Genomic DNA, 25673 nt, shown 5'->3' with positions numbered 1-25673 from the left:
CGGGCCTGGAGCACGGACCCCGGGACTTCTTCGCCAACCCGGCGGCGATCGACCTCGACTACTGCGGGATCTGCGTCGCCGAATGTCCCTGCGGTGCCATCGAAATGGTCCCCGAAGAAACCTGAAAGGAGCGGCCATGCGAATCCTCGTCGTGTTCGAGTCGATGTTCGGCGCCACCGAAGCAGTAGCCGAGGCGATCGGGAAGGGACTGGCCGTGGCCGCCCCGGTGGAGGTGGTCAACGTCGACGGCGCGCCGGCCGACCTCACCGGTGTCGACCTGCTCGTCGTCGGAGGGCCCACCCACGTGCACGGCATGAGCCGCCCCGCGACGCGGAAATCGGCCGTGGAGCAGGGGGATCGCCCGACCCGCTCGGAGACCGGCGTGCGCGAGTGGCTGGACTCCCTCGGGCCGGTCCCGCAGGGACTCCCGGTCGCGGCCTTCGATACCCGAATCGACAAGGCACGCCTGCTCACTGGCGCCGCTTCGCTCGGCATCGCGAAGCGGCTGCGCCGGCCCGGGTGCCCGGCGGCGGCGCCCGCCGAGAGCTTCTTCGTGGGCACGACCCCGGCCGACGCCGGCCCCAACCCCGGCGAGCTGGACCGGGCCGAGGCCTGGGGCGCGGCGCTCGGCGCGGCCGCGCGCCGGACCGTCTCCTGAGGCCGATCGTGGACGCCGGGGGAGACACGGTCGGGGTCGAGGAGGAGTTCGTGCTCGTCGACCCGCGCTCAGGAACGACGGCCGCGGCGGCACCGCGGGTCCTGGACCTGCGGGCGGACGAGCCGGGGGTGATGGCCGGGTTCCTGCAGTTCCAGGTCGAGACGGCGACCGCCGTGTGCCGGTCGCTGTCCTAGGTTCACGCAGAGCGGACCCGCCTGCGGCGCCGGGTGGCCGAGGCGCCGGAGCACGCCGGCTGCGCTGGACCTGGGCGCCGTGTCAGCCGGGGACGCCGCCGAGCCACCGCCGGAGCCCCTGGATTCGGCGATCCTGTTCGCGCCGGCGGTCGCGGACATCCACCTGTCCGACGTCCCGCCGGCGCGGGAGTTCCTGGCTTTCGCCGGAAAGCACCACCTGAGCGTCAGCACCGTGCCGTACGTCCTGGCCGTGGGCTGAGCCGAGCCGGATGGTCATGGCCGTCCGGCCGGGGTCCGCACGTGCCGGACGGTCGAGACCACCCACAACGCCGTGACCAGCGCGATCAGCACGGCGAGCGTGACGCCGCTGCCGGTCACGAGCGTGAAGACGGCGGCCAACAGCGCGGCCGCACCGAGCGGGGCACTGAGCCACCGCGCCGCGCCGGTCCACACCCACGAGCCGAGCACGCAGGCGGCCAGGCCCAGTACCAGTGCGGTGGCCGCCATCGCGCGGGGGCCGTGCACCCACAGGGTGCTCCCGTCGGCCAGGTATTCGATGTACAGGGCGATGGTGAACAGGACCGGTACGGTCGCCACCGCGTCTCGCCATTCGCGTTGCATCGCACGACACCTCCTCCCGCTCACCATGCGCCCGCGGCCTGGTCGCCGGGAGCTGTCGAAAGTCCCCGGACGCGGGGACGAACGGCCGCATCCGCCGGGCGTCGCCGCGTCCTACCTTCGGGGCGGATGCGTGGTCCGCGCACCGGAACCCGGAGGAAACACGTCATGAGCGCAACCGGAAACCCGCCGATCGTCGTCGCCGTGGACGGTTCGGAGACCGCCGCGGCGGCCGCGTTGTGGGCGGCCGGGGAAGCGGCCCGCCGGCACGCGTCCCTGCTCGTCTACACCGCCTACGGCTTGGAGGACGCGGCGCTCGGCGGCAAGATCCATCCGCCGTCGGACTGGCTGGCGGTCAAGGAGGCCGAAGCGGACCGGCTGCTGCGGCAGACCCGGGCCACGCTCGAAGCCACCGTGCCGGGGCTGGCCATCGCGACCGAGGCGAGTGACCGCGGCCCGGTTCCCGGCCTGCTCGAAGTTTCGGAGCGAGCCCGGATCCTCGTCACCGGCGAGCCGGTCGGGGCGATCGCGGGCCTGTTCAGCGGCTCACCCGACGTCGACCTCGCCGCGCGGGCGCACTGCCCGGTCGTGGTCGTCCGCGGTGCGGAGAAGCCCGGCGGCCCGGTCGTCGTGGGTGCCGACGGCAGCCCGCTGAGCGAAGCGGCGATCGCCTGGGCCTTCGAGGAGGCTTCGATCCGCAACGCCTCGCTCGTCGCCCTGTACACCTGGCACGACGGTGACACGGCCGGCCTGTTCAGCGACGGCAACGTCGCCATCCAGGGTGAATCCCTTCAGGACTCGGGCCGCCGCCTGCTCGCGCAGCGGCTGGCGGGCTGGCAGGACAAGTACCCGGACGTCCAGGTCGAGCGCCGCGTCGAGCACGACAAGCCCCGCGCCCGTCTCCTCGAACTGAGCCACCATGCGCAGCTGCTCGTCGTCGGCAGCCGTGGCCGAGGTGGTTTCGCCGGACTGGTGCTCGGCTCCACGAGCCAGGCTCTCCTGCACCACGCGGCCTGCCCGGTCATGGTCGTCCGTACCGAGAAAGAGGTCTGAAGATGAACGCCGGCAAGGTGTCCGCGGTCATGACCGCCGACCCGATCACCGTTTCCCCGCAGACGCCGTTCAAGGACATCGCCCAGCTGCTCACCGGCAACGGGATCAGCGCGGTCGGCGTGGTCGACAAGACCGGTGCCCTGGTCGGCGTCGTCTCCGAGGCGGATTTGCTCCCCCATCTGTGGGAGGAGCGCAAGCCCCGGTGGCGCGAGCGCCGGCCGGCCCGCAAGGCTACCGCGTGCGTCGCGAAGGACCTGATGACGAGCCCGGCGGTCACGATCGCCGCCGACGCGACACTCGCCGCGGCCGCCGCGCAGTTCGCGCACAGCGGCGTACGCCGGTTGTTCGTGCTCCGCAACGGGAAAGTAGCGGGCGTGCTGTCGCGCCGTGACCTGGTCGCGGTCTTCACCCGCGGTGACAGCGACCTCGAGCGCGAGGTCAGCGAACGGGTGCTGCGGGATCAGCTCAACCTCGGGCCGGATCGGGTCCGCATCGAGGTGCGGGCCGAGATCGTCACGGTCGTCGGGCGGGTGGAGCGCCGCAGCGACATCGCCCCGGTGACCCGGCTGATCCAGGAACTGTCCGGGGTGGTCGAGGTGCGCAACCGCCTGGACTACGTCTGGAACGACGTGGCTTGAGCAAAGCCGGGGAAGGCCTCCTTGATCGGGATCGCCGCGCACCGCGCCTCGTGGCGACCGGGTACGCCCACCACGCCCGAGAAGTCCACTGTGGACATCTGAGGAGGAACACCATGCACCCACGGCCGGGCGACTGGCTCGTCAGCAACGGGTCGCGGGTCGGCGCACCCGGACAGCGAGGCCGGATCCTCGAGATCCGCCTCGACCGGGTCCGGCAGCTCATCCACGAGGAGGACGGCCATGCCCGGATTCGTTGACGGCGTCGTCGTCGCCGGGATCGACGGCTCGAGCTCCGCGGTGCAGGCTGCCGTGTGGGCCGGTGCGGAAGCCGGCCGCCGCGGGCGTCCGCTGCGGCTGGTGCAGGTCTACGCGCTGCCGCAGGTGAAGGCGCCCGTCGCGTTCGGCACGCACGAGCAAGTCCGGGCCGGGCTGGCCGAGCGAGCCGAAGGCCGGCTGGCCGAAGCACGGGACGCGGTCTTGGCCGAGTACCCCGGCCTCGACGTCACCACCGCGGCTCGGGAGTGGAGCCCGGTCACCGCTCTCGTCCAGGAGTCGCAGCACGCCGAACTGCTCGTGCTCGGCTCACACGGGCTGGGCGGCTTCACCGGTCTGCTCGTCGGCTCGACCGTCGCCGCCGTGGCGGCGCACGCGCACTGCCCGATCGCGGTGGTCCGCGGCCGGACGCCGCACGACGCGCCGCCGGACGCCGGGCCCGTGCTCGTCGGCGCCGACGGTTCGGCCGACAGCGAGGCCGCGCTCGCCTTCGCTTGCGAGGAGGCGCGGCTGCGTGGCACCAGGCTCGTCGCGGTGCACACCTGGAGCGACATCCTCGCCGACGGCATGCTCCGGGCGCATCCGCTGCAGCAGGATCCCGCGGAGATCGCGGTGGTGGAGCGCGTCAAGCCGGCTGAGCAGGTGGTCGGCTGGCAGCGCAAGTACCCGGACCTGACGATCGAGCTCGAGGTCACCCGCGGGCGACCGGTGCGCACGCTGCTGGAGCGCGGCGAGACCGCGCAGCTGATCGTGGTCGGCTGCCGTGGCCGCGGCGGGTTCACCGGGATGCTGCTCGGCTCGACGAGCCAGGCGCTGATCGCGCACTCGCCGTGCCCGGTGGCGGTCGTGCGGCCGCAGCGGACCGGGAGCGGGACATGACCACGCTGCGGACCCGGGCCGCGATGCGCTACGCGGGAGCTTCGTCCTTTGTGGACCTGATCTCGCGAAGGGACGTAAGTCCTCGCGACCGGTGACCGACGCCAGCGGTGACCCGGCCTCCGCCTTCCTAGGTTGGGAGGTGACACGAAAGGCAGGAACCCCGATGCGAGCACGCGACCTGATGACCGCGCCCGTGATCACCGTGCAGCCGTTGACCTCCGCGAAGGAAGCGGCCGAACTGCTGGCCGCTCACGGCTTCACCGCCCTTCCGGTGGTCGACGACGACGATCGGCTGATCGGCATCGTCACGGAAGCCGACCTGATCCGCGGCCGGATCCCGGTGGATCCCCGGCACGCCCACGAGCACCACGAAGCCGCGTCCGCGGGCAAGACCGTGGGGGACCTGATGACCACCCCCGTGACCGCGATGAGCACCGGGACCGACGTCGCCGACCTGTGCCAGGCGCTGGTGGACGCCCGGATCCGCGCGATGCCGATCGTCGACGGCTCGGCCGTCGTCGGCATCGTGACCCGCGGCGACGTCGTGCGGGTGCTCGCCCGCGAGGACGTCGAGATCGCCCGGGACGTCCAGCACCGCCTGGAGATCTACGGCGGCAGCGGCCGCTGGCACGTCGACGTCCGCGACGGGCTCGTGCACATCACCGACCAGTTCGACGACGGCACCGACCGGCACGTCGCCCAGTTGCTGGCGCTCGCCGTGCCCGGCGTCGTCGCCGCCGACACCGCCTACGCGGGCGAGGAGCAGACACGATGACCACCACCGAACCGAGGATCACCGTGGGCGTGGACGGCTCGGCGGGGTCGGCCGCCGCCGTCGCCTGGGCGGCGGACATCGCTTCCCGGCGTCACCTCCAGCTGAAGATCGTGCACGGGCTGCAGATCGCCGGTCTGTACTACGGCGGCGGCATGAGCGGAATCGGCGCAACGACGCTGTTCGAGGCGGTCCAGGCCGAAGGGGAACGCGCCATCGCCGACGCCCGCGCCCTGGCCGCGTCGGTCGACAAGGACTTGGTCATCGTCACCGAGCTGCCCAACGACTCGCCGGTGCCGATGCTGATCGACGAGTCGCGGCACGCGCGGCTGCTGGTCGTCGGCCGGACGGGGACCGGCGGGTTCGCGGACATGCTGCTCGGGGGCACGGCGGCTTCGGTCGTCGGCCATGCCCACTGCCCGGTCGCCGTCGTCCGCGGCCGCCCGGAGAACACGGCCGCCCCGGAAACGGGACCGGTCGTCGTCGGCGTCGACGGCAGCCCGAACAGCGAGCAGGCCATCGCCGTCGCGTTCGAGGAAGCTTCGCTGCGCGGCGTGCCGCTGGTCGCGGTGCACGCTTGGAACGACATCACCTACGAAGACACCCGCGGCACCGCCCGCATCCGCACCCAGCCGGAAACCCTCGAAGAGGGTGAGCAGCGACTGCTGACCGAACGCCTGTCGGGCTGGCAGGAGAAGTACCCCGACGTGGAGATCCGGCGGCAGCTGGTCCGCGACCGGCCGCGGAACGTCTTGCTCGGGGCGAGCGAGACCGCTCAGCTGGTGGTCGTCGGTTGCCGCGGTCGTGGTGGGTTCACCGGGATGCTGCTGGGTTCGACCAGTCAGGCGCTGGTTCACCACGCCTCCTGCCCGGTGCTCGTCGTCCGCCCGGAGCCGGTGAAGTGACCGCGCTCGACGCCCGGCCCGTGGTGCTCGGCAGCACCGAGCTGGCCCAGGTGGATGCGCTCTGGCGGGCCGCGAACTACCTCTCGGCCGGCCAGATCTACCTGATGGCGAACCCGCTGCTGCGCGAGGCGCTGCGACCCGAGCAGATCAAGCCGAGGTTGCTCGGGCACTGGGGGACTTCACCCGGCCTCAACTTCGTCTACGCGCATCTGAATCGCGCGATCCTCACCCACGACCTGAACGCCATGCTCGTCACCGGACCGGGTCACGGCGGCCCGGCCCTGCTGGCCAATACGTGGCTCGAAGGCAGCTACACCGAGGCGTGGCCCGACGTCACGCGCGACGCCGCCGGGATGGCCGAGCTGTTCAGGCAGTTCTCCTTCCCCGGCGGTGTGCCGAGTCATGTGGCGCCGCAGGTGCCCGGCTCGATCCACGAAGGCGGGGAGTCGGGTTACTCGCTCGCGCACGCCTTCGGTGCTGCGTTCGACAACCCCGGCCTGCTGGTGGCGTGCGTGGTCGGTGACGGCGAGGCCGAGACCGGGCCGCTGGCGACGTCCTGGCACGCAAACAAGTTCCTCGACCCGGTCCGCGACGGTGCGGTGCTGCCGATCCTGCACCTCAACGGCTACAAGATCGCCAACCCGACCGTGCTCTCGCGCATCGCCCCGGCCGAGCTGGACGCCCTGCTGCGCGGGTACGGCTACGCGCCGATCTATGTCGAGGGCTACGATCGGGAGTTGATGCACCAGGCGATGGCTGCGGCGCTCGACTCGGCGGTCGCCACGCTCGCCGAGCGGCGTGGCGTGTGGCCGATGATCGTGCTGCGCAGCCCCAAGGGCTGGACCGGTCCGTCCGTTGTGGACGGAAAGCCGGTGGAGGGCACGTGGCGTGCGCACCAGGTGCCGCTGGCCGAAGTCCGGACGAACCCGGACCACCTGCGCCAGCTGGAGGAGTGGCTGCGCTCGTACCGTCCGGAGGAGTTGTTCGACTCCCGCGGCCGTCCGGTCGCGGACGTCACGACGATGATCCCGGCCGGGGAGCGCCGGATGGGCGCGAACCCGCACGCCAACGGCGGCGTGCTGCTGCGCCCGCTGACCCTGCCGGACATCGCGGCCCACGCCGTCGCCGTGCCGAGACCGGGCGCGACGATGGCCGAGCCGACCCGGGTGCTGGGCCGGTTCCTGCGGGACGTCTTCGCGCTCAACGCCGACCGGGCGAACTTCCGCCTGTTCGGCCCCGACGAGACGGCGTCCAACCGGCTGGATGCGGTCTACGACGTCACCGGCAAGCAATGGCAGGCGGCGGTCGAGCCGGTCGACGAGCACCTGTCCGCCGACGGCCGCGTGCTCGAGGTGCTCTCGGAGCACCTGTGCCAGGGCTGGCTCGAGGGCTACCTGCTGTCCGGCCGGCACGGGCTGTTCTCGTGCTACGAAGCTTTCGTCCACATCGTCGACTCGATGGTCAACCAGCACATCAAGTGGCTGCGGGTGCACCGGCGGATCCCGTGGCGGCGCCCGGTGGCGTCGCTGAACTACCTGCTGACTTCGCACGTGTGGCGCCAAGACCACAACGGCTTCTCCCACCAGGATCCCGGCTTCGTCGACCACGTCGCGAACAAGAGCTCCGAGGTCGTGCGGATCTACTTCCCGCCGGACACCAACACCCTGCTGGAAGTCGCCGCGCACTGCCTGCGCAGCCGGGACTACGTGAACGTCGTGGTTGCGGGCAAGAACGACACGCCGAACTGGCTGGACGCCGAGCAGGCGGCGTTGCACTGCTCCCGCGGCGTGAGCATCTGGGAGTGGGCCAGCACGCACACCGGCCGCGAACCGGACGTGGTCCTCGGCTGCGCCGGTGACGCTCCCACGTTGGAGGTGCTGGCCGCGGCGAAGATCCTGCGGGAGGAACTGCCGGAGCTGGCGGTGCGGGTGGTGAACGTGGTCGATCTGATGCGGCTGCAGCCGGAGGCCGAGCACCCGCACGGGCTGTCGGACCGGGAGTTCGACGCGTTGTTCACGCCGGACCGGCCGGTGATCTTCGCCTACCACGGCTATCCGTGGCTGATCCACCGGCTGGCGTACCGCCGGACCAATCACCACGACCTCCACGTGCGCGGTTACACCGAGCACGGGACGACGACCACGCCGTTCGACATGCTGGTGCTCAACCACATGGACCGCTTCCAGCTGGTCATCGACGTGATCGACCGGGTGCCGGGCCTCGTCGCGACGGCCGGGGTGCTGCGGCAGCGGATGACCGAGGCCCAGGGACGGCACGGGCGGTGGATCCGGGCCCACGGCGAGGATCTGCCCGAGATCCGCGACTGGACCTGGGAAGGCTGAGGACCTGATCGCCGCGGTCGTCTTGGCCGCGGCGATCGCTTACCTTTGCCGTCCTCGCCATGGTGTAGTCGCGATTTCCCGCTCAAAGCATCCCCTTATGGCAGCCGAAGTATCCCCACGGTCAGCTACTGAAGGCGGGAAAATGCCTGACAAATCCAGGACGAAACTCTAGGCCGCGCTTACGGAGCGTCCGGCGGTGACCTCCACCGCCGGAAGTGCCGCGAACTCCGCCGGCCGGTGTGTCACGACCAGCGCCGACCGGCCTTCCGTCGCCGCCAGCACATCGGCCGCCAATGCTGCCGCCGTGGGTGCGTCCAGGTGCGCCGTCGGTTCGTCGAGCAGCAAGATCGGCCGGTCCGACAGCAGGGCCCGGGCCACGCCGATGCGCTGGCGTTCGCCGCCCGAGACCGGGGTGCCGTGGGCTCCCAACGTCGTGTCGAGGCCGTCCGGGAGGCGGCAGAGCCACGGTCCCAGCTGGGCCAGCTCCAAGGCGGCCCGCAGGTCGGAGTCGTCGGCGGATGGCCGGGCCAGGCGGAGGTTCTCGCGCAACGTGCTGTCGAACAGGTGGGTTTCCGGTCCACACCAGGCGATCCGCTCCCGCACCGAGTCGTCGTCGCACGTCAACGTGTCGGTGTCGTCCAGCAAGATCCGGCCCGCCGACGGGTCGAGGTAGCGCATCAGCGCTGCGATCACCGTGCTCTTGCCCGCGCCTGAGCGGCCCGTCAAAGCGAGCCGGCGCCCGTGGCCGATGTGGAGGTCCACGTCCTGGACCGCGTCGGCGGTGGCCTGCGGCCAGCGCACCGACAGGCGTTCGGCGGCCAGCTCGACGGCGGCCGGGGCCGGATCCGCGGAGACGCTGTGAGGTGCGGGAACGGCGTCCAGGCCGGCGAGACGACGTGCGGAAGCGGCGGCTCCGAGCAGCCGCTGCGCCGCTTCCGGCAGCCCGGCCACCAGCTCCGCCGTCGCCAGCGGAACCAGAGCGAGTACGGCGAGCGCGGGGCCGGGGATCGTCCCCGCGTGCACCGCCAGGATGCCCAGCGCCAGGCACGCCACGGACGTCAGCCCCACGCCCAGGGTCGCGATTCCGCCGCCCAGTCCACGCCACGCGGCGGACCGGCGCTGGAGTGACGTCACCGCGAAGTCGAGCTCGCGCAGCCGCGCGTGGCGGCCGGCCGCCGCGTCGTGGGTGATCAGGTCCGCCGACGCCTGGAGGAGTTCCGCCGTGCCCGCCGTGAGGTCCGCGCGCAGCCGGGCCGTCTCCCGCTGGGCCCGGCGGCCCGCCATCGCCGCGACGACGGGAGCCAGCCCACCCGCGACCGCGAGACCCACCGCTGCCGCGAGCCCGGCGCCCGGCAGGATCACGCCCAGGGTGACCACGGTCGCCGACAACACCAAGAACGTCGACACGCCCGGGACCAGCCCGCGGACCAGGACGTCCTGCTGGTTGTCCACATCGGACACGAGCCGGTGCAGGAGGTCGCCCCGGCGCAACCGCGCGGTTCCCGCCGGGCCGATGCGGACCAGTTGCGCCCACACGCGCACCCGTAGCTCCGCCAGCGCGCGCAGGGCCACGTCGTGGGACAGCAGCCGTTCGAGGTAGCGGAAGATGCCCTTGGCCAGGCCGAACGTCCGCACCGCGACGATCGCCACCAGCAGGCTCAGCACCGGCGGGTGCAGGGCCGCGCTCGCGATCAGCCAGGACGACGTCGCCGTCAGCGCGACCCCGCAGCCCAGCGCGGCCGTCGCGGCCAGGCAGGCCAGGGCGAGCCGCAGCCGATGGGGCCGGATCGCCTCCCGCAACGGCCGCCACTTCGCGACGTCCACAGTGGATGACTCGACCACCGGAGTGGCTTCCGGTCGGGAGATCGGCCGCGGCGACACGGCGGCGGGGGGCGTGGGAACGGCGATCGGCTCGCCCAGCGATACCACGCGGTCGCAGCGGGCCAGGACGGCCGGGTGGTGGCTGACGATCACGGCGGTCCGCCCGGCGAGCACCTTCGGCAGCCGCTCCAGGATGGCCGCCTCGGTCTCCGCGTCGACGCCCTCGGTCGGTTCGTCCAGCAGGATCAACGGCCGGTCCAGCAGCACCGCCCGGGCCAGCGCGACGCGGCGGCGTTGCCCGGTCGACAGCCCGGCGCCCAGTTCACCGACCACAGTGGACAGCGGCACGTCCAGCGCCGCGGTGTCGGCAGCGGCGAGGACTTCGTCGTCGGTCGCGTCGGGGGAGCCCAGACGGATGTTCCCGGCCACCGTTTCGGCGACCAGGTGCGGCTGCTGCGGCACCCAGGCGATGCGGCGGTGCCAGGTGGCGCGGCCGATGTCGGCCAGGTCGGTGTCGCCGATGAGGATCCGGCCGCCGTCGGGCCGCCGCCAGCCGAGGAGGAGGTCGAGCAGGGTCGATTTGCCCGCACCGCTCGGCCCGGTCACCCCGACCACCTCGCCGGGCGGCACCCGCAGGCTGAACCCGTCCAGGATCGGCCCGGAGCGGCCCTCGACCGTGACGTCTTCGCAGCGCAGCGCTACGCGGGTGAGGTCGGGAACCGTGCGCGTGCCGGTGTCGCCGGTGGGCGTGCCGGCGAGCGCGATGATCTCTTCGGCCGCGGCGAGGCCTTCGGCGCTGTCGTGGAACCGCGCGCCGACCGCGCGCAGCGGCAGGTAGACCTCGGGCGCGAGGATCAGCACTACGAGCGCGGTCTGGAGGTCGAGTTCGCCGGCCAGCAGGCGCAGCCCGATCGACACGGCGACGACGGCGACCGACAGGGTGGCCAGCAGTTCGAGGGCCAGTGCGGACAGGAAAGCGACGCGCAGGGTGCGCAGGGTCTGGGTGCGGTACTTCTCGGTGATCTCCCGCAGCGACCGGATCTGCGCGCGGGCCCGGCCGAACGCGGTCAGCTCGGCGAGCCCGGCGACGAGGTCGAGGAAGTGGTTCCCCAGTACGGAAAGCGTCTTCCACTGCCGCCGGACGTCACGCTGGGTGTAGAGGCCGATGAGGATCATGAAGATCGGGATGAGCGGCACCGTGAAGCCGGCGATCACCGCGGCGACCCAGTCGGCGAGCAGGATGCGCACCCCGACCACCAAGGGCACGACCGAGGCGATCAGCAACTGCGGTAGATATCGGGCGAAGTAGCCTTCCAGGCGGTCGACGCCGCGGGTGGCCAGGGCCGCGACCTCGGCGGGGGACCGGTCCGCTTGCCGCGGTCCGATGCGCAGCGCGGCCGCGATCACGGTCTCCCGCAGTTGCGAGAGGGCGCGGGCGGCGGCGCGGTGCGCGGTCGTCTCGGACAGCCAGGTGATCCCCGCCCTGGCGAGCACCACCAGCAGCAGCATGCCGAGCAGCAGCGTCAGGCTGTGCAGCGGGAAGCCGTCGAGGAACGCCCACGTGATCGTCTTCGCCAGCAGTTCCGCCTGGGCGAGCACCAGCATCGCGGTGAGCACGCCGAGGGCGGCGCAGGCGAGGATGAACGGCCGGACGGCGCTCGCGTGGCGCAGCAACCGCGGGTCGAGGGGCTTCACCGGCCGGCCACGGGCAGGCCGCCGCCGGCGGGGATCGAGGCGCGGCTGATGCGCTTGCGGAACACCCAGTACGTCCAGGCCTGGTAGGCCAGCACGATCGGGGTGAACGCGACGGCCACCCAGGTCATGATCTGCAGCGTGTACGGCGTCGACGAGGCGTTCGTCGTGGTGAGGCTGAACGCGGGGTCGGTGGTCGAGGGCAGGACGTTCGGGTACAGCGACCAGAACAGCGTGAACGTGACGGCGATGATCGCGCCGGCGGTGCTCGCGAAGGCGAACCCGTCCCGCTCGCCGGTGGCGAACAGGACCGCGGCGACGAGCAGGGCCGCGGCGAGCGCCGAGGTGAGCCACGCCCAGCCGCCGTGTTCGATGGCGGTGTAGGTGAGGAAGACGCCGCCGAAGACGATCGCCGTGCCGCCGAGCGCGCGGCCCAGTGTGCGGGCCCGGCCGCGGATCTCCCCGGTGGTCTTCAGGGTGAGGAACACCGCGCCGTGGAAGGAGAACAGGCTGAGCGTGGCCAGGCCGCCGAGCAGGGCGTAGGGGTTGAGCAGGGTGAAGAACGTGCCGGTGAAGTGGTGCCGGGCGTCGAGCGGGACGCCGTGGACGATGTTGCCGAACGCGACACCCCACAGCAGCGCGGGCGCGGCGGAGCCGAACACGATGATCCAGTCCCAGGTGTTGCGCCAGCGCGGGCTGTCGAGCTTGCCGCGGAACTCGAACGCGACCCCGCGCAGGATCAGCGCGACGAGCACCAGGAGCAGGGCCAGGTAGAAGCCGGAGAACAGGCTCGAGTACCAGAGCGGGAAGGCGGCGAAGGTGGCGCCGCCGGCGACGAGCAGCCAGACTTCGTTGCCGTCCCAGACCGGGCCGATCGTGTTGATCAGCACGCGGCGGTCGGTGTCGTCGCGGCCGAGGACGCGCAGCAGGGTGCCGACACCGAAGTCGAAGCCTTCGAGGACGAAGTAGCCGGTCCAGAGGACCGCGATGAGCAGGAACCAGATGTCGGTGAGGGCCATGGCGGTGCTCCGTCAGTAGGCGAAGGCCGCGGGGCGCGGCTCGTCGGACTCGGCTGCGGGTCCTTCCGGTGGCAGCGGACCGGCCTTGGCGTAGCGGACCATCAGGACGCCGTCGACGACCGCAAGGACGCCGTAGAGCAGGGTGAACACGATCAGTGAGGTCAGGACGCTGCTCGCGGGGACCGTGGGGGACACCGAGCCGGCGGTCTTGAGCACGCCGAACACCGACCAGGGCTGACGGCCCATTTCGGTGAAGATCCAGCCGACGCTGTTGGCCAGGAAGGGCAGGGCGAGCCCGGCCGTCGCGACGGGGAAGAACCAGCGGGCGCGCGGGGTGCGGCCGCGGCGGAACAGCCAGAGGCCGACGAGCGAGATCAGCAGGCAGAGGAAGCCGAAGCCGATCATCAGGCGGAACGTCCAGTAGGTGACCGGGACGTCGGGCCGGTATTCGCCGGGGCCGTAGGCCTGCTGTTCCTGGGCCTGGAGGTTGTTGATGCCTTCGACGCGGCCGTCGAAGGTGCCGGTGGCCATGAAGGACAGGACGCCGGGAACCCGGATGCTGAACTTCTCCTGGGAGCCGTCGAGCGAGCCGATGGTGAACAGCGAGAACGACGCGGGCGCGACGGTGTCGTAGAGGGCTTCGGCGGCGGCCATCTTCATCGGCTGCTGCTCGGTCATCAGCCGCGCCTGCAGGTCACCGGTGACGATGACGCCGAGGCTGGCGATCAGCACGGTGACCAGTGCGAGCTTCATCGACGGGCGGAAGACGTCCGCGTTCCTCTGTCGGCGCAGCTGCCAGGCGCTGATGCCGACGACGAACATCCCCGCGGTGAGGAAGCACGCGGTGATGGTGTGCGCGAAGGCGCCGACGGCGGTCGAGTTGGTGAGCACGGCGCCGAAGTCCTTCAGTTCCGCGCGGCCGGTGGTGGGGTTCACGATCGAGCCGACCGGGTGCTGCATCCAGGAGTTGGCGGCGAGGATGAAGTAGGCGGAGAGGACCGTGCCGATGGCGGCGATCCAGATGGTGGCCAGGTGGAGCTTCTTCGGCAGCTTGTCCCAGCCGAAGATCCACAGGCCGAGGAACGTCGACTCGAGGAAGAACGCCAGCAGGCCCTCGATGGCCAGCGGGGCGCCGAAGATGTCGCCGACGAAGGTGCTGTAGTCCGACCAGTTCATCCCGAACTGGAATTCCTGGACGATGCCGGTCGCCACACCCATGGCGAAGTTGATGAGAAACAGCTTTCCCCAGAACTTCGTCATCCGGCGGTACTTGTCGTTCCCGGTGCGCACCCAGGCCGTCTGCATCCCGGCGACCAGGAAGGACAGGCCGATGGTCAGCGGGACGAAGAGGAAGTGGTAGACGGTGGTGATCCCGAACTGCCATCGGGCGAGGTCCAGGGCGCTCATCGGGGTTCTCCTGCTCGTTCGCGGGCTACCCGGTGAGCATCCGGTGCGGCGGCCGTCCCGGTTTAGGGTCCTTGGTCACTTCCGGGACGGTCCCGGGTCCCTGCTGTCGAGGGTCTTGCGGTCGTACCCTGATCTCCGTCAGGTCCGTGACCAGGGAGGTCGGAATGCTCCGCGTTTTTCTCGTCGACGATCACGAGGTGGTTCGTCGTGGGGTGGCCGACCTGCTGGACGAGGACGAACACCTCACCGTGATCGGACAGGCCGGCAGCGTGTCGCAGGCGTTGGCTCGCATCCCGGCGCTCAACCCGGACGTCGCGGTGCTGGACGTGCGGCTGCCGGACGGCAACGGCATCGAGCTGGCCCGGGAGCTGCGGTCGAAGCTGCCCGAGCTCAAGTGCCTGATGCTGACCAGCTACACCGACGAGCAGGCGATGCTCGACGCGGTCATGGCCGGCGCCAGCGGGTTCGTCATCAAGGACATCAAGGGCATGGACCTGGTCTCGGCAGTCCGGGAGGTCGGCGCGGGAAAATCCCTGCTCGACGCGCACGCGGCCGCCGCCTTGATGGCCAAGCTGCGCGACAGCCAGGCCAAGAAGGGACCGCTGGCCGACCTCTCCGACCAGGAAAAGAAGCTGCTGGAGCTGATCGGGGAGGGCTTGACCAACCGCCAGATCTCCGAGCGCATGTTCCTGGCCGAGAAGACGGTCAAGAACTACGTCTCCCGGCTGCTGACCAAGCTGGGCATGGAACGTCGCACCCAAGCGGCCGTTCTCGCCACCGAGCTGCGCAAAGAGAACGGCTGACGCGGTCGTACGGTTTCGGAGCTCCCCGCCTGCGTTTTCCGGTGTTCATCGGGCGCTAAGCATTGAGCTGGTGCGGCTCCAGTAAGACGTCGGCCAAAGAGCGCCGCGGTGTCCAAGGTACGGGCGCACCCTGGCCGAGGCGCAGAACGATCTGCGGCCACAGCCCACCGCCGAGGAGGCTGCGCAGCTCCGTCCTTATTGCGGGCACCTCGACCGGCTGCGAGATGAACGACGCGTCGAGGCCGGCCACGGTCGCGGTGAGCAGGACCCGCTGCATCGCCTGACCGGCGCGGATCCGGTCCATCCGGGTGTCGTCGAACGAGCCGATCACCACGACCAGCGGCTCGGAGTCGTCGGTTCGGCCGCGTGGATGCGAGCCGAAGTCCCGCAGGACCCAGCCACCGTTGTCCGAGGGCATCGCGCCGGCCGCGTACTCCGGGACGCCGTCGCGGCTGTCCCGGTCGCGGGCGGTCCAGTAGCGCCACTCGGCGAGGAAGGCCGGATCGGCGACCTGGGCGTGATGACCCTTGTGCACGAGTTCGCGCAGCTGTTCCAGCTGCCGCGGGTTCAGCCGGGGCAGCCAGGCCTGTTCGACCTCCGCGGCGTGGCGCAGTTCGGCCACGACGGAGGCCGGGATGGTGATCGCTTCGAACGGGGTGCGGTTGGTGTGCCGGCGGGGGATCGCGTCCGCCAGCTCCACGAAGCGCCGGTCCGGCTTGCGGGCCGCGAACGGCCGGACCACCGCGAGCAGCGTGGGGTCGTCGCGCCGGGGGAGCAGTGTCGTGGCCGGGTGGGCGGCGCCCAGTGCGTGGATGGCGGTGCGCAGGTTGAACAGCGCGGCGCCACACGAGAGGAGCAGTTCCCGCTGGTCGGCGTCGGCCGCAGGCAGCGCGCGCTCCGGATCGGCGTGCAACTCGAGGCCCGCAGGAGTGCAGCGGAAGCGCCAAGGTTGCGTATTATGCGTCGACGGAGCGAGTACCGCCGCGCCGATCACGGACTTCACCTGATCGGAGTCCAGTAGGCCGATCGAGGTGATCGGTGGTGTCATGGTTTCCCCCCGGGCACCGCCACGCGGCACACTGTGTGGTTCCTTGAGCTTCTCCCGAGCGTCTCCCGCCGAGGAGGCCTGCGAAAGGGGAAAAGGTCACCAGCGGCGACGGACGATGCGTGAGATTGTGGGCAAGGTGGCGGTGAACGAGTCCGGCCGGCAGCCGGAGTACGGGTCCCGGCGGATGGCGGGCACGCTGTCCGGCCTGCGGCTGCGCGAGGTGCTGCGCGATCTGCAGGACCGGATCGAGCTGCTCATCGGCACCCGGGACAAAATGGACGGTCTGCTCGACGCGGTGCTGGCCGTGGCGTCCGGGCTTGAGCTGGACACCACGCTCCGGCGGATCGTGCTGGCCGCGATAGAACTCGGCGAGGCGAAGTACGGCGCCCTCGGAGTCCTCGCCGACGACGGTTCCATGTCGGAGTTCATCTACGTCGGCATCGAAGACGAGACCCGCCGGCTCATCGGTGACCTGCCGACCGGCCACGGGGTACTGGGCGTCGTGATCGACGAGGCGAAGCCGCTGCGGATGGAGGAGATCTCGTCCCACCCGGCGTCAGTGGGCTTTCCGGCGCACCACCCGCCGATGCACTCGTTCCTCGGGGTCCCGGTCCGCGTCCGCGACGAGGTCTTCGGGCGGCTCTACCTGACCGAGAAGAAGAACGGGGAGCCGTTCACCGACGACGACGAGGTCGTCGTGCAGGCGCTGGCCGCGGCGGCCGGCATCGCGATCGAAAACGCCCACCTCTACGAGCAGGCGCGGGTGCGGCAGCAGTGGCTGGCCGCCACGAGCGAGGTGACCACCGAGCTGCTGGGCGGCACCGACCCGGCCGAGGCGTTGAACCTGATCGCGAGCCGGGCGCTGGAGCTGACCGGTTCGGACGTCACCATGCTGGCACTGCCGAATTCCGGGCGCCTGGACGTCGACGAGGACTGGGGCGACGACGTCGACGACCTCACCGTCACCGTCAGCGCCGGCACCCGGGCCGCGGAGCTGTCGGGTATGCACATCGGCCTCGAGGAGAGCGTGCCCGGTGCGGTGTACCAGGACCGGACACCCCGCAATGTCGGGGAACTCCGGCTCCCTGACCACCGCTTCGGCCCCGCGCTGGTCGTCCCGCTGCGGGCGGGGGACCGGACGACCGGCGTGCTCATCGCGGCCCGGCAGACCGGGGCCGGGTCGTTCGAGTCGGCTCAGCTGCCGGTCCTGGCGTCGTTCGCCGACCAGGCGGCACTCGCGCTGCAGCTGGCGGCGCAGCAGCGGGCCGCCCGCGAGCTGGACGTGCTGGGAGACCGCGACCGGATCGCCCGTGACCTGCACGACCACGTGATCCAGCGGCTGTTCGCCGTCGGGCTGTCGATGCAGAGCACCCAGCGGCGGACGAAGTCCCCGGAGCTGCAGAAGCGGCTCGGGGACAGCATCGAGCAGATGCACGAGATCGTCCAGGAGATCCGCACGGCGATCTTCGACCTGCACGGCGGCGCCGCGGGGGAGACCGGCCTGCGGCTGCGGCACCGGTTGCACGACGCGATCGCCGAGCTGACCGACGACGCGCCGGTGCACCCGACGGTCAGCATGTCCGGCTCGATCGACACGGTGCCGGCCCAGCTGGCCGAGCACGCCGAAGCAGTCGTGCGCGAAGCGGTCAGCAACGCCGTGCGGCACGCGGAGGCCTCGACGCTGTCGGTGTCGGTCGCGGTCAAGGACGACGTGCTGCGGATCGTGGTGGCCGACGACGGCCGTGGGTTGCCCGAGGACGTCTCGCCGAGCGGGCTGGGCAACCTGGGTGACCGCGCCGAAGCAGTCGGCGGCGCGTTCACCCTCGGGCGCGGCCCTGACGGGGGCGTGAAGGTGGAGTGGTCGGCGCCGGTCAGCTGATCGTTGCCTCCGCGGCCGGCGTGCGATAGCGCCGGCCCGCACCTTCGCCCGGCTGGGTTTTCGGTGACGAAGGTCCTCGCGGTTCGGGTAGTCCGGCCGCGTCGCGGGCGCCGGTCCCCGAGGTCTCCTGGTCTTGCGGCGGTCGTCGCCGCGAGGAGGGAGCGGAGAAGCGATGAGCGTGGAGGCGGGCTCCCGGGCCCTGCTCGCGGGCGGTGACGTGGTGCTGGTGCGCCCGTTGCATCCTGCTGACACCGCCGAGGTGCTCGCCCTGCACACCCGGCTCACCCAGCGGGACACCTATTTCCGGTTCTTCGGCGCACCGTCCGGTTTGGACAGACTGGCTGCCGGGATCGCCGCCGACCCGGGCCCCGGACACTACGCGGTGGGTTGCTACCGGCACGGTGAACTCGTCGGGGTAGCGAACTACGAAGTACTGAATGATCCCACCGATGCCGAGGTCGCCCTCGTCGTGGACGCGGCCCTGCGCACGCAGGGCGTCGCGACGCTGCTGATGGAGCACCTCGTCTCGCACGCCCGGAAGTCGGGTCTGAAGCGGTTCCTCGCCGAGGTGCTCGCCGAGAACGCCAAGGTGCTCCACGTCTTCGCCGACCTCGGCCTGCGGTTCGAAGCCGGCATCGGCGGCCCCGAACGGGACGTCGTGATGATCCTCGGCGAAGACGCCGCCTACTTGGACGCCGTGCTGGAGCGCGACCTGGTCGCCGACGCGGCCAGCCTGACCCACCTGTTCAAGCCGTCCTCGATCGCCGTCATCGGCGCGGGACGGCGCCCGGGTTCGGTCGGGCACGCCGTTTTGGCCAACCTCGTCGGGTCCGGCTACCCGGGGCCCGTCGAAGTGGTGAACCCGCACGCCGGGGAAATCCTCGGCGTGCCGAGTGTTCCGTCGGTGGCGGTGCTGAGCCGCACGCCCGAACTGGCCGTGGTGTGCCTGCCCGCCCCGGCCGCCGCGGAGGCGGTCGAAGAGTGCGGGAAACGCGGCGTGCGCGCGGTCGTGATCATCTCCTCGGGCCTGACCGGCACGGTGCACGGCGAGCGGGTCCACGCCGCGGCTCGTGAGTACGGCCTGCGGCTGGTCGGCCCGAACTGCCTCGGCGTCATCTCCACGGACCCGGCCTGTCCCTACGACCTGACCTTCCTGGGCAGCCGCGTGCGGCCCGGCAACATCGGCGTCGTCACCCAGTCCGGCGGAGTCGGCATCGCACTCGCGGAATCCCTCGGCGACCTCGGCCTCGGCATGTCCACGTTGGTCTCCACCGGGGACAAGTACGACGTCAGCGGCAACGACCTGCTGATGTGGTGGGCCGCCGACCGCCGCACCGAACTGGCTGTCCTGTACCTCGAATCCTTCGGCAACCCCCGCAAGTTCAGCCGGCTGGCCCGCCGCCTCGCCCGGACACGCCCGGTCCTGGCCGTCCGGTCCGGCAGTGGTGACACCGCGCAGCGCGCGGCAGCCTCGCACACTGCCGCGGCGGCGACTCCCGCGGTCACACGGGACGCGCTGTTCGAGCAGGCCGGGGTCATCGCCGTGGACACCGTCGCCGAGCTGGTCGATGTGATCGCCGGGTTGTCGTGGCAGCTCCTGCCGGGCGGCCCCAGGGTGGCTGTGCTCAGCAACGCCGGTGGGGCCGGGGTGCTGGCCGCCGACGCCTGCGAGCGCGAAGGCCTGGTCATGGCCGAGCTGTCCGAGCACACTCGCGAGCGGCTCGCGAAGGTGCTCCCGGCCGAAGCCGCGGTCCGGAATCCGGTCGACACGACCGCGGCCGTCTCCGCAGAGGTATTCGCCGACGCGCTGCGTGCTGTGCTGGCCGATGATGGTGTCGACGCGGTGATCGCCGCGACCGTGCCCACCGCGGTCGGTGATCCCGGCACGTCGCTGGCGGCCGTGCTCCCGCCGGAGTACAAGACCGTCTTCGCGGTCCGGCCCGGCCAACGGGCCCGGGTCGCGCCGCTGGTACCCGGCACCGGAGTCACCGCCTGCTACGACGATCCCGCCGCGGCTGCCGCGGTGCTGGCCCGGCTCGTCCGCTACGAGCAGTGGCTGAACCGTCCCGAAGCCGGGAATTCCCTGACTCCGCTGGAAAATCCCGGCGCGCTGCGGGCGTTCGCCGCCGGGCGCGAAGGCTGGCTGCCGCCCGCCGAGGCCGTCGAGCTGCTGCGGCTGGCCGACATCCCGATGGTGGAGACGCACTACGTCGAGGCCGGTGACTCGATGGACGCCGCGGCCGCCGATCTCGATTCGCCGGTCGTGCTGAAGGCCGATGCCGACGGCCTGCTGCACAAGACCGCCGGCGGCGGTGTCCTGCTGAACGTGCACGGCCCCGACCGGATCGTGGAGGCCTTCCGCAGTCTGCGGTCGCGTTTCGGGCCGGCTCTGCGCGGGGTGACGGTGCAGCCGATGGCCGAGCCCGGCCGCGATCTGCTGGTCGGCGTGCGGTCGGACCCGGTTTTCGGGCCCTTGATCGTGTTCGGCCTCGGCGGCGTCGACACCGACCTGATCGCCGACCACGCGGCCCGGCTCGCGCCACTGACCGGCGCGGACGCGGACCTGCTGCTCGACGGCCTGCGCGCGTCGAAGGCGCTCTGGCCGGGGCAGCTGGACCGGGCGGCGGTGCGCGAGGTCCTGCTGAAGGTCAGCCGGCTCGCCGAACTGGTGCCCGGGCTGGCCGAACTGGACCTCAACCCGGTGCGCGTGCGCTCGGACGGCTGCGTCGCGCTCGACGTCCGTGCCCGCCTCGAGCCCTTGGCAGCCGACGACCCGTTCTTGCGCCGCCTGCGCGACTGAATCGGAGGAGAGCCGTGCGTGTCCTGACCCTGAACCCGGGCTCGTCGAGCATGAAGGTCTCGCTCGTCGCCGACGGCACCGCCGTCGGCTGGACGGCGTGGGACCTGGCCGACCCGAATGCGGTCGCTCAGGCGATCCGCCGCTGGTCCGATGTGGACGCCGTCGCCGTCCGGTTCGTGCACGGCGGCGCCCAGAAGGCGCCGGCGAGGGTGGACGACGCCCTGCTGGTGAATCTCGAGCGGCTCACGTCGCTGGCGCCTAATCACCAGCCGCTGTCGCTGGAGGTCACCCGGGCGGTTCGCCGGCTGCTGCGGGAGGTCCCGGTGGTGGCCTGCTTCGACACGGCTTTTCACGCCCGGATGCCCGAAGCCGCGGCCCGGTACCCCCTGCCGCGGTCGTGGACGGCCCAGAACCGCTTGCGCCGCTACGGTTTCCACGGACTGTCGTGCCAATACGCTCTGCATCGCACTGGTGAACTGCTGGGCCGGGCTCCTGACGACCTGCAGATCGTCTGTGCCCACGTCGGTGCCGGGGTGTCGGTGACGGCGATCCGGGACGGCCACGGCGTCGACACGAGCATGGGCTTCACGCCGCTCGAAGGGGCCATGATGGCCACCCGGTCCGGCTCGGTCGACCCGGGCCTGCTGCTGCACGTGATGCAGACGGTGCCGATGAGCGCGGCTGAGATGGCCGACGCGCTGTTCCACCGGTCCGGGCTGGCCGGGATGACCGGCACCAACGGCGACCTGCGCCGGGTGCTGGCCGCGGCGAACCGCGGCGAGCGGGACGCCGAAGTCGCCCTCGAGGTCTACCGGCACCGGCTCCGCCGCGAAATCGGCGCGGCCGCGATGAGCCTGTCGCGGCTGGACGCGGTGGTGTTCACCGGCGGCGTCGCCGAGCACCAGCCGGAGCTGATCACTTCGATCATCGACGGGCTGGGCGTGCTCGCCCTGCGGGCGGGCGAGGTGCCGCACACCGACGTCGACCGGATCGTCACCGCGACCGGTTCGCCGGTGCCCGCCCTGATCGTCCTGCCCCGGGAAGACCTGGAGCTGGCCCGCGGCGCCGAAGAGGCGCTCGCCCGAGTGTCCGTGAGGTGAAGCCATGCACGTCCTGCTGACCGAAGCGTCCTTCGGAGACGCCGACTTCCTCGTCCAGCCCCTGCGTGACGCCGACTGCCTGGTCAGCCGCTGCCACAGCCGCGCGGGGCTCTGCCGCGCGCTCGCGGTGGGCGGCCGCTGCCCGCTGGACGAACCGTTCGCTCAGCCGGACCTGCTCGTCGACGTCCGCGGCCGGGAGCCGGAGCTGACGGCGCGCGAGTTCGGCGTCGTGTGTGCGATCCGCGACCACGTGCCGGTCGCGCTGGTCTCCCCGGACGCGTGCGTCCAGGCGGAAGTCCCACCGGGCCTGGAGCGCCGCGTCACCGTGATCGACGTCGAAGGGCTCCTGGCCACCTGCCGGGCGGCCTCGAGACACCTCGGCGGATGACCTCGCCGGGGTTCCGGTGGGACCGCTCATCCCGGGCCGTGCTCGCCGACGCGCTGGTGTGGCTCGGCCCGAACCGGTGCGTCGCCGAGATCCGGCCGGACGAGATCGTCCTGACCGAGCCGCCTGCCCGGCGCGACCGGGCGGGCACCGCCGCCCTCCTCGAATGCGGAGCCGCCCTGGCCACGGTCTGGACCGTCGTCCGGGTACTGGGCCACGAACCCGAGTTCACCTTTCCGGACGATCCGGATCGCCCGGGCGTCGCGGTCGTCGTCCGGGTCGGGGGAGCGCGGCCGCCGTCCAGCAGTGAATGGGCACGGTACGCGGCGGTGCGCAAGCTCGGCACCGACGACGGGCAGCTGCGGCCGGTCAGCTTGGCCGTCCTGGGCGCGCTGGCCGCGGACGGCTTCTGGCCGGACACGGCCGTCCGGATCGTCCGCCCGGAGTGGGCGCCGATCCTTTCGCACCTCGGCGCCGACGTCAGCGGCCATTCGTCGGTGCTGATCACCACCCCCGGTGACCGCCGCAGCCACCACGTCCTGGCCGGCGCCGCACTGCACTCGACCCGGCTCGCGGCGGCCGTCCGCGGGTTCTCCTCGCGGACCCTGCCGGTCCGCCCGCCCCGGCCGCGCGACGGCGAGAAATCGCTGCTGCCCGGTGTCCCGCAAGCCGTCCTCCTGGTCGGCCTCGCCACCCCGAAGCGAAGGAACTCCTGACGATGACCATGCACCTGAGGACGGCGAGACCCGTCGCTGACACCGCTCCGGAGGTCGACGCGCGCGAGCCCGTTTCGCGTCTGCTGCGGGATCTGCGCACCGATGTCACCGGCCTGACCGCCCGCGAAGCCGCCCGCCGTCTCCAGGTGAGCGGCCCGAACGCGCTGCCGTCCCGCGGCGGGGCGAAATGGCCGCTGGCGCTGCTGCGGCAGCTGATCCACCCGCTCGCCCTGCTGCTGTGGCTCGCGGCGGCCCTCGCCTGGTTCGCCGGGACGACGAACCTCGCGATCGCGATCGTCGGGGTCGTCGTGCTCAACGGCCTGCTGGCGTTCGTCCAGGAGCAGCAGGCGGAGAAGGCCGTGGAAGCGCTCGGCCGGTACCTGCCCGACCGCGCGGCGGTGCTGCGCGACGGCAGCGTCCGGCACGTCCCGGCGACCGAGATCGTGCCCGGGGACGTGCTGGTGCTCGCCGAGGGCGACCGCGTCCCGGCGGATGCCCGGCTGGTGGAAGGCACTCTCGACGTCGACGCGTCGATGCTCACGGGGGAGTCGGCGCCGGTGACGCGGATGGCCGACGTCCACGACGACGCGACGCGGCCGCTGGAGTCGCCGGTGCTCGTCTTCAGCGGCACGGTGTGCGTCGCCGGCGCCGCCCACGCGCTCGTGCACGCCACCGGACGGCACACCGAGATCGGCCGGATCGCCTCGCTCTCGGCCCGGGTGGGGCGCGAGGAAAGCCCCCTCGAACGGCAGGTGCGCCGGGTCGCCTGGCTGATCGCCGGCGTCGCCGTCGTGGTCGGCATCGGGTTCCTGCCGCTGGGCTGGCTGGCCGGGCTGTCGTGGTCGGCCGCGTTCGTGTTCGCGATCGGCCTGCTCGTGGCCAACGTCCCCGAAGGCCTCCTGCCGACGATCACCCTGGCGCTGGCCGCCGGGGTGCGGTCGATGGCCAAGGAGGGCGCGCTGGTCAAGCGGCTGTCCGCGGTGGAGACCCTGGGGTCCACGACGGTCATCTGCACCGACAAGACCGGAACGCTGACCCGCAACGCGATGCACGTCGAAGAGGTCCGGGACGGGCTGGGCGAGCCGCCGGCCGACTCCGGAGTGCTGGCTTCGTCGCTCGCGCGCTGCAGCACCGCCGACCTCGCCTCGGAGAGCGGCGATCCGACGGAACTGGCCCTGCTGGCCTACGCGGCCGGCCACGGGATCGCGCTCGACCCGGCGGTCCGGAAGGCGCTGTACTCGTTCGACCCTCGGCTCAAGCGGATGTCCACGGTGGACTTGGTGGGTGGTTCGCTGTTCGTGGCGACCAAGGGTGCGCCCGAACAGGTGGTGCCGCGGTGCACCTCGGCGCTCGACGCGTCCGGCGCGGAGGTGCCGCTGACGGGAGCACTGCGGGAGCGGATCATCGAGCGTGTCGATGAGATGGCGGGCCGGGCGCTGCGCGTGCTGGCCGTGGCCCGGCGCGAGGTGCCGTCGGTTCCGGGGAGCCGCGACGACGCGGAATCGGACCTGTGCCTGCTCGGGCTGGTCGGCCTGGTCGACCCACCGCGACCGGAGGTGGCCGCCGCGGTCGCGGACTGCCACTCGGCGGGGATCACGGTCCACGTCGTGACGGGGGACAACGGCTTGACGGCCGCGGAGATCGCCCGCCGCGTCGGGATCGGCGCGGACCGGGTGATCAGCGGCGACGAGCTCGCCCGGATGCCGGAACCGGCTCTCGACGAAGCGCTCACCGCCGGCGGCGAGATCGTGTTCTCCCGGGCCGCGCCGGAGGACAAGCTGCGCATCGCCGACGCGTTGCGCGACTGTGGCGAGGTCGTGGCGATGACGGGCGACGGCGTCAACGACGCGCCGGCGTTGCGCCGCGCGGACATCGGCGTGGCGATGGGCGTCGGCGGCACGGACGTGGCCAAGGAAGCGGCGACGGTCGTGCTGACCGATGACAACTTCGCCACGATCGTCGCGGGTGTCCGGGAAGGGCGGCGCGTCTTCGACAACGTCCGGAAGTTCGTGCTGTACATCTTCGCGCACGCGGTGCCGGAAGTGCTGCCGTTCCTGCTGTTCGCGGTGTCGGGCGGGATGATCCCGCTGCCGCTGACGGTGTTGCAGATCCTCGCGATCGACCTGGGCACGGAGACCCTGCCGGCGCTGGCTTTGGGTCGCGAGCCCGCGGAGCCCGGCCTGATGTCCCGCCGGCCGCGACGCCGTTCCGAAGGCGTGGTCACGGGCCGGATGTTGGGGCGGGCGTGGGGAATCATGGGCCTGCTGTCCGGCATCCTGGTGCTGGGAGCGTTCTTCGCGGTGCTGGCGGCGGCGGGCTGGCACCCGGGCGCGGACGTCTCGGCCGGAGCCTCGCTGCACCACGCGTACCTCCAGGCGACGACGGCCAGCTTCGCGGCGATCGTGTTCTGCCAGATCGGCACGGCGTTCGCGTCCCGCACGGAGCGGGTGTCGCTGCGGGCCGTGGGGTTGACGACGAACCGGCTCCTGCTGGGCGGGATCGTGTTCGAGCTCGTCTTCGCGGCGGCGTTGATCTACCTGCCGCCGCTGCAGTCGCTGTTCGGGACGGCGGCGTTGCCGGCGTGGGTGATCGCGCTGATGCTGCCGATGCCGGTCCTGGTGTGGGGCGCGGACGAACTGTTCCGCTGGGCCACCCGTCGGCACTGAACGCG

General features: G+C 71.9%; 22 protein-coding genes. 16 read left to right on the top strand and 6 right to left on the bottom strand.

Annotated elements, in window-relative coordinates; all coding sequences use genetic code 11:
- The first annotated feature begins 136 nt into the window (after positions 1-136).
- From ISP_RS27995 to ISP_RS27985, 3 genes are all read left to right on the top strand, one after another.
- On the top strand, positions 137-658 hold the full coding sequence (locus ISP_RS27995; RefSeq protein ID WP_013227306.1) for a flavodoxin family protein: 522 nt from the start codon (positions 137-139) through the stop codon (positions 656-658).
- Positions 659-666: 8 nt separating this feature from the next.
- Positions 667-852 (top strand): hypothetical protein, encoded by a 186-nt coding sequence (locus ISP_RS27990; RefSeq protein WP_013227305.1) that lies wholly within the window; start codon positions 667-669, stop codon positions 850-852.
- Between the two features lie 79 nt (positions 853-931).
- Positions 932-1111, top strand: coding sequence for a hypothetical protein (locus tag ISP_RS27985; protein WP_013227304.1), 180 nt, complete (start codon positions 932-934; stop codon positions 1109-1111).
- 14 nt (positions 1112-1125) lie between these two features.
- Here the strand turns inward: ISP_RS27985 and ISP_RS27980 are convergent, their stop codons facing one another.
- Positions 1126-1449, bottom strand: a complete 324-nt coding sequence (locus ISP_RS27980; RefSeq protein ID WP_230468390.1) for a hypothetical protein — start codon at positions 1447-1449, stop codon at positions 1126-1128.
- 189 nt (positions 1450-1638) lie between these two features.
- On the opposite strand from ISP_RS27980, the gene ISP_RS27975 reads away from it, so the two are divergent.
- Positions 1639-2523, top strand: a complete 885-nt coding sequence (locus ISP_RS27975) for a universal stress protein (protein ID WP_013227302.1) — start codon at positions 1639-1641, stop codon at positions 2521-2523.
- A 2-nt stretch (positions 2524-2525) separates the two neighbouring features.
- Positions 2526-3161 (top strand): CBS domain-containing protein, encoded by a 636-nt coding sequence (locus ISP_RS27970; protein ID WP_013227301.1) that lies wholly within the window; start codon positions 2526-2528, stop codon positions 3159-3161.
- Here the strand turns inward: ISP_RS27970 and ISP_RS27965 are convergent.
- Positions 3137-3403 carry a hypothetical protein gene (locus tag ISP_RS27965; protein ID WP_034286126.1) on the bottom strand — a complete coding sequence of 89 codons (267 nt, stop codon included), beginning with the start codon at positions 3401-3403 and terminating at the stop codon, positions 3137-3139. The genes ISP_RS27970 and ISP_RS27965 overlap by 25 nt on opposite strands.
- On the opposite strand from ISP_RS27965, the gene ISP_RS27960 reads away from it, so the two are divergent.
- From ISP_RS27960 to ISP_RS27945, 4 genes are all read left to right on the top strand, one after another.
- Positions 3402-4313: a universal stress protein gene (locus ISP_RS27960; RefSeq protein WP_013227300.1), complete on the top strand. Its 912-nt coding sequence runs from the start codon at positions 3402-3404 to the stop codon at positions 4311-4313. The two genes, ISP_RS27965 and ISP_RS27960, sit on opposite strands and share 2 nt — an antisense overlap.
- Before the next feature lie 163 nt (positions 4314-4476).
- Complete coding sequence (locus ISP_RS27955) at positions 4477-5088, top strand: CBS domain-containing protein (RefSeq protein ID WP_013227299.1); 612 nt, start codon at positions 4477-4479, stop codon at positions 5086-5088.
- The gene (locus tag ISP_RS27950) at positions 5085-5990 is read left to right on the top strand and encodes a universal stress protein (protein ID WP_013227298.1); all 906 of its coding nucleotides are present in this window, start codon (positions 5085-5087) and stop codon (positions 5988-5990) included. The genes ISP_RS27955 and ISP_RS27950 overlap by 4 nt, the downstream gene beginning before the upstream one ends.
- Positions 5987-8332 carry a phosphoketolase family protein gene (locus tag ISP_RS27945; protein ID WP_013227297.1) on the top strand — a complete coding sequence of 782 codons (2346 nt, stop codon included), beginning with the start codon at positions 5987-5989 and terminating at the stop codon, positions 8330-8332. Before ISP_RS27950 ends, ISP_RS27945 begins: the two co-directional genes overlap by 4 nt.
- Positions 8333-8500: 168 nt before the next feature.
- Here the strand turns inward: ISP_RS27945 and cydD are convergent, their stop codons facing one another.
- Genes cydD through ISP_RS27930 form a run of 3 tightly spaced genes read right to left on the bottom strand, consistent with a single transcriptional unit; the run spans position 8501 to position 14271 of the window.
- Positions 8501-11848: a thiol reductant ABC exporter subunit CydD gene (gene cydD, locus ISP_RS27940; RefSeq protein ID WP_013227296.1), complete on the bottom strand. Its 3348-nt coding sequence runs from the start codon at positions 11846-11848 to the stop codon at positions 8501-8503.
- The gene (gene cydB, locus ISP_RS27935) at positions 11845-12864 is read right to left on the bottom strand and encodes a cytochrome d ubiquinol oxidase subunit II (protein WP_013227295.1); all 1020 of its coding nucleotides are present in this window, start codon (positions 12862-12864) and stop codon (positions 11845-11847) included. The genes cydD and cydB overlap by 4 nt, the downstream gene beginning before the upstream one ends.
- A 12-nt stretch (positions 12865-12876) precedes the next feature.
- On the bottom strand, positions 12877-14271 hold the full coding sequence (locus ISP_RS27930; RefSeq protein ID WP_013227294.1) for a cytochrome ubiquinol oxidase subunit I: 1395 nt from the start codon (positions 14269-14271) through the stop codon (positions 12877-12879).
- 164 nt (positions 14272-14435) lie between these two features.
- Between ISP_RS27930 and ISP_RS27925 the strand changes: the two genes are divergently transcribed.
- Positions 14436-15074, top strand: a complete 639-nt coding sequence (locus tag ISP_RS27925) for a response regulator transcription factor (protein ID WP_034286123.1) — start codon at positions 14436-14438, stop codon at positions 15072-15074.
- 55 nt (positions 15075-15129) lie between these two features.
- Here ISP_RS27925 and ISP_RS27920 read toward each other — a convergent pair whose 3' ends face one another.
- Positions 15130-16122, bottom strand: a complete 993-nt coding sequence (locus tag ISP_RS27920; protein WP_265049865.1) for an Acg family FMN-binding oxidoreductase — start codon at positions 16120-16122, stop codon at positions 15130-15132.
- Between the two features lie 184 nt (positions 16123-16306).
- On the opposite strand from ISP_RS27920, the gene ISP_RS27915 reads away from it, so the two are divergent.
- The 6 genes from ISP_RS27915 (at position 16307) to ISP_RS27890 (ending at position 25668) form a co-directional block, all read left to right on the top strand.
- Positions 16307-18001, top strand: coding sequence for a sensor histidine kinase (locus ISP_RS27915; protein ID WP_049878257.1), 1695 nt, complete (start codon positions 16307-16309; stop codon positions 17999-18001).
- 172 nt (positions 18002-18173) lie between these two features.
- On the top strand, positions 18174-20801 hold the full coding sequence (locus ISP_RS27910; protein WP_013227290.1) for a bifunctional acetate--CoA ligase family protein/GNAT family N-acetyltransferase: 2628 nt from the start codon (positions 18174-18176) through the stop codon (positions 20799-20801).
- A 14-nt stretch (positions 20802-20815) separates the two neighbouring features.
- Positions 20816-21901, top strand: a complete 1086-nt coding sequence (locus ISP_RS27905) for an acetate/propionate family kinase (RefSeq protein ID WP_013227289.1) — start codon at positions 20816-20818, stop codon at positions 21899-21901.
- Positions 21902-21905: 4 nt separating this feature from the next.
- On the top strand, positions 21906-22289 hold the full coding sequence (locus ISP_RS27900) for a hypothetical protein (RefSeq protein WP_013227288.1): 384 nt from the start codon (positions 21906-21908) through the stop codon (positions 22287-22289).
- Positions 22286-23002 (top strand): hypothetical protein, encoded by a 717-nt coding sequence (locus tag ISP_RS27895; protein WP_013227287.1) that lies wholly within the window; start codon positions 22286-22288, stop codon positions 23000-23002. Before ISP_RS27900 ends, ISP_RS27895 begins: the two co-directional genes overlap by 4 nt.
- Positions 23003-23004: 2 nt before the next feature.
- Positions 23005-25668: a cation-translocating P-type ATPase gene (locus ISP_RS27890; RefSeq protein WP_013227286.1), complete on the top strand. Its 2664-nt coding sequence runs from the start codon at positions 23005-23007 to the stop codon at positions 25666-25668.
- Positions 25669-25673 lie beyond the last annotated feature (5 nt).

Source organism: Amycolatopsis mediterranei, from assembly GCF_026017845.1.
GTDB classification, from domain to species: Bacteria; Actinomycetota; Actinomycetes; order Mycobacteriales; family Pseudonocardiaceae; genus Amycolatopsis; species Amycolatopsis mediterranei.
The sequence above is the reverse complement of the archived record's forward strand: the minus strand, read 5'-3'. Positions and strand labels throughout refer to the sequence as shown.

Bases quoted from the DNA above. Each gene is read 5' to 3' on its own strand.
- ISP_RS27975 (WP_013227302.1), top strand. From the start codon at position 1,639: ATGAGCGCAACCGGAAACCCGCCGATCGTCGTCGCCGTGGACGGTTCG.
- ISP_RS27950 (WP_013227298.1), top strand. From the start codon at position 5,085: ATGACCACCACCGAACCGAGGATCACCGTGGGCGTGGACGGCTCGGCG.
- cydB (WP_013227295.1), bottom strand. From the start codon at position 12,864: ATGGCCCTCACCGACATCTGGTTCCTGCTCATCGCGGTCCTCTGGACC.
- ISP_RS27910 (WP_013227290.1), top strand. From the start codon at position 18,174: ATGAGCGTGGAGGCGGGCTCCCGGGCCCTGCTCGCGGGCGGTGACGTG.
- ISP_RS27895 (WP_013227287.1), top strand. From the start codon at position 22,286: ATGACCTCGCCGGGGTTCCGGTGGGACCGCTCATCCCGGGCCGTGCTC.
- ISP_RS27915 (WP_049878257.1), top strand. From the start codon at position 16,307: ATGGCGGGCACGCTGTCCGGCCTGCGGCTGCGCGAGGTGCTGCGCGAT.
- ISP_RS27965 (WP_034286126.1), bottom strand. From the start codon at position 3,403: ATGGCCGTCCTCCTCGTGGATGAGCTGCCGGACCCGGTCGAGGCGGAT.
- ISP_RS27970 (WP_013227301.1), top strand. From the start codon at position 2,526: ATGAACGCCGGCAAGGTGTCCGCGGTCATGACCGCCGACCCGATCACC.
- ISP_RS27900 (WP_013227288.1), top strand. From the start codon at position 21,906: ATGCACGTCCTGCTGACCGAAGCGTCCTTCGGAGACGCCGACTTCCTC.
- ISP_RS27925 (WP_034286123.1), top strand. From the start codon at position 14,436: ATGCTCCGCGTTTTTCTCGTCGACGATCACGAGGTGGTTCGTCGTGGG.
- ISP_RS27920 (WP_265049865.1), bottom strand. From the start codon at position 16,122: ATGACACCACCGATCACCTCGATCGGCCTACTGGACTCCGATCAGGTG.
- ISP_RS27890 (WP_013227286.1), top strand. From the start codon at position 23,005: ATGACCATGCACCTGAGGACGGCGAGACCCGTCGCTGACACCGCTCCG.
- ISP_RS27960 (WP_013227300.1), top strand. From the start codon at position 3,402: ATGCCCGGATTCGTTGACGGCGTCGTCGTCGCCGGGATCGACGGCTCG.
- ISP_RS27930 (WP_013227294.1), bottom strand. From the start codon at position 14,271: ATGAGCGCCCTGGACCTCGCCCGATGGCAGTTCGGGATCACCACCGTC.
- ISP_RS27995 (WP_013227306.1), top strand. From the start codon at position 137: ATGCGAATCCTCGTCGTGTTCGAGTCGATGTTCGGCGCCACCGAAGCA.
- ISP_RS27955 (WP_013227299.1), top strand. From the start codon at position 4,477: ATGCGAGCACGCGACCTGATGACCGCGCCCGTGATCACCGTGCAGCCG.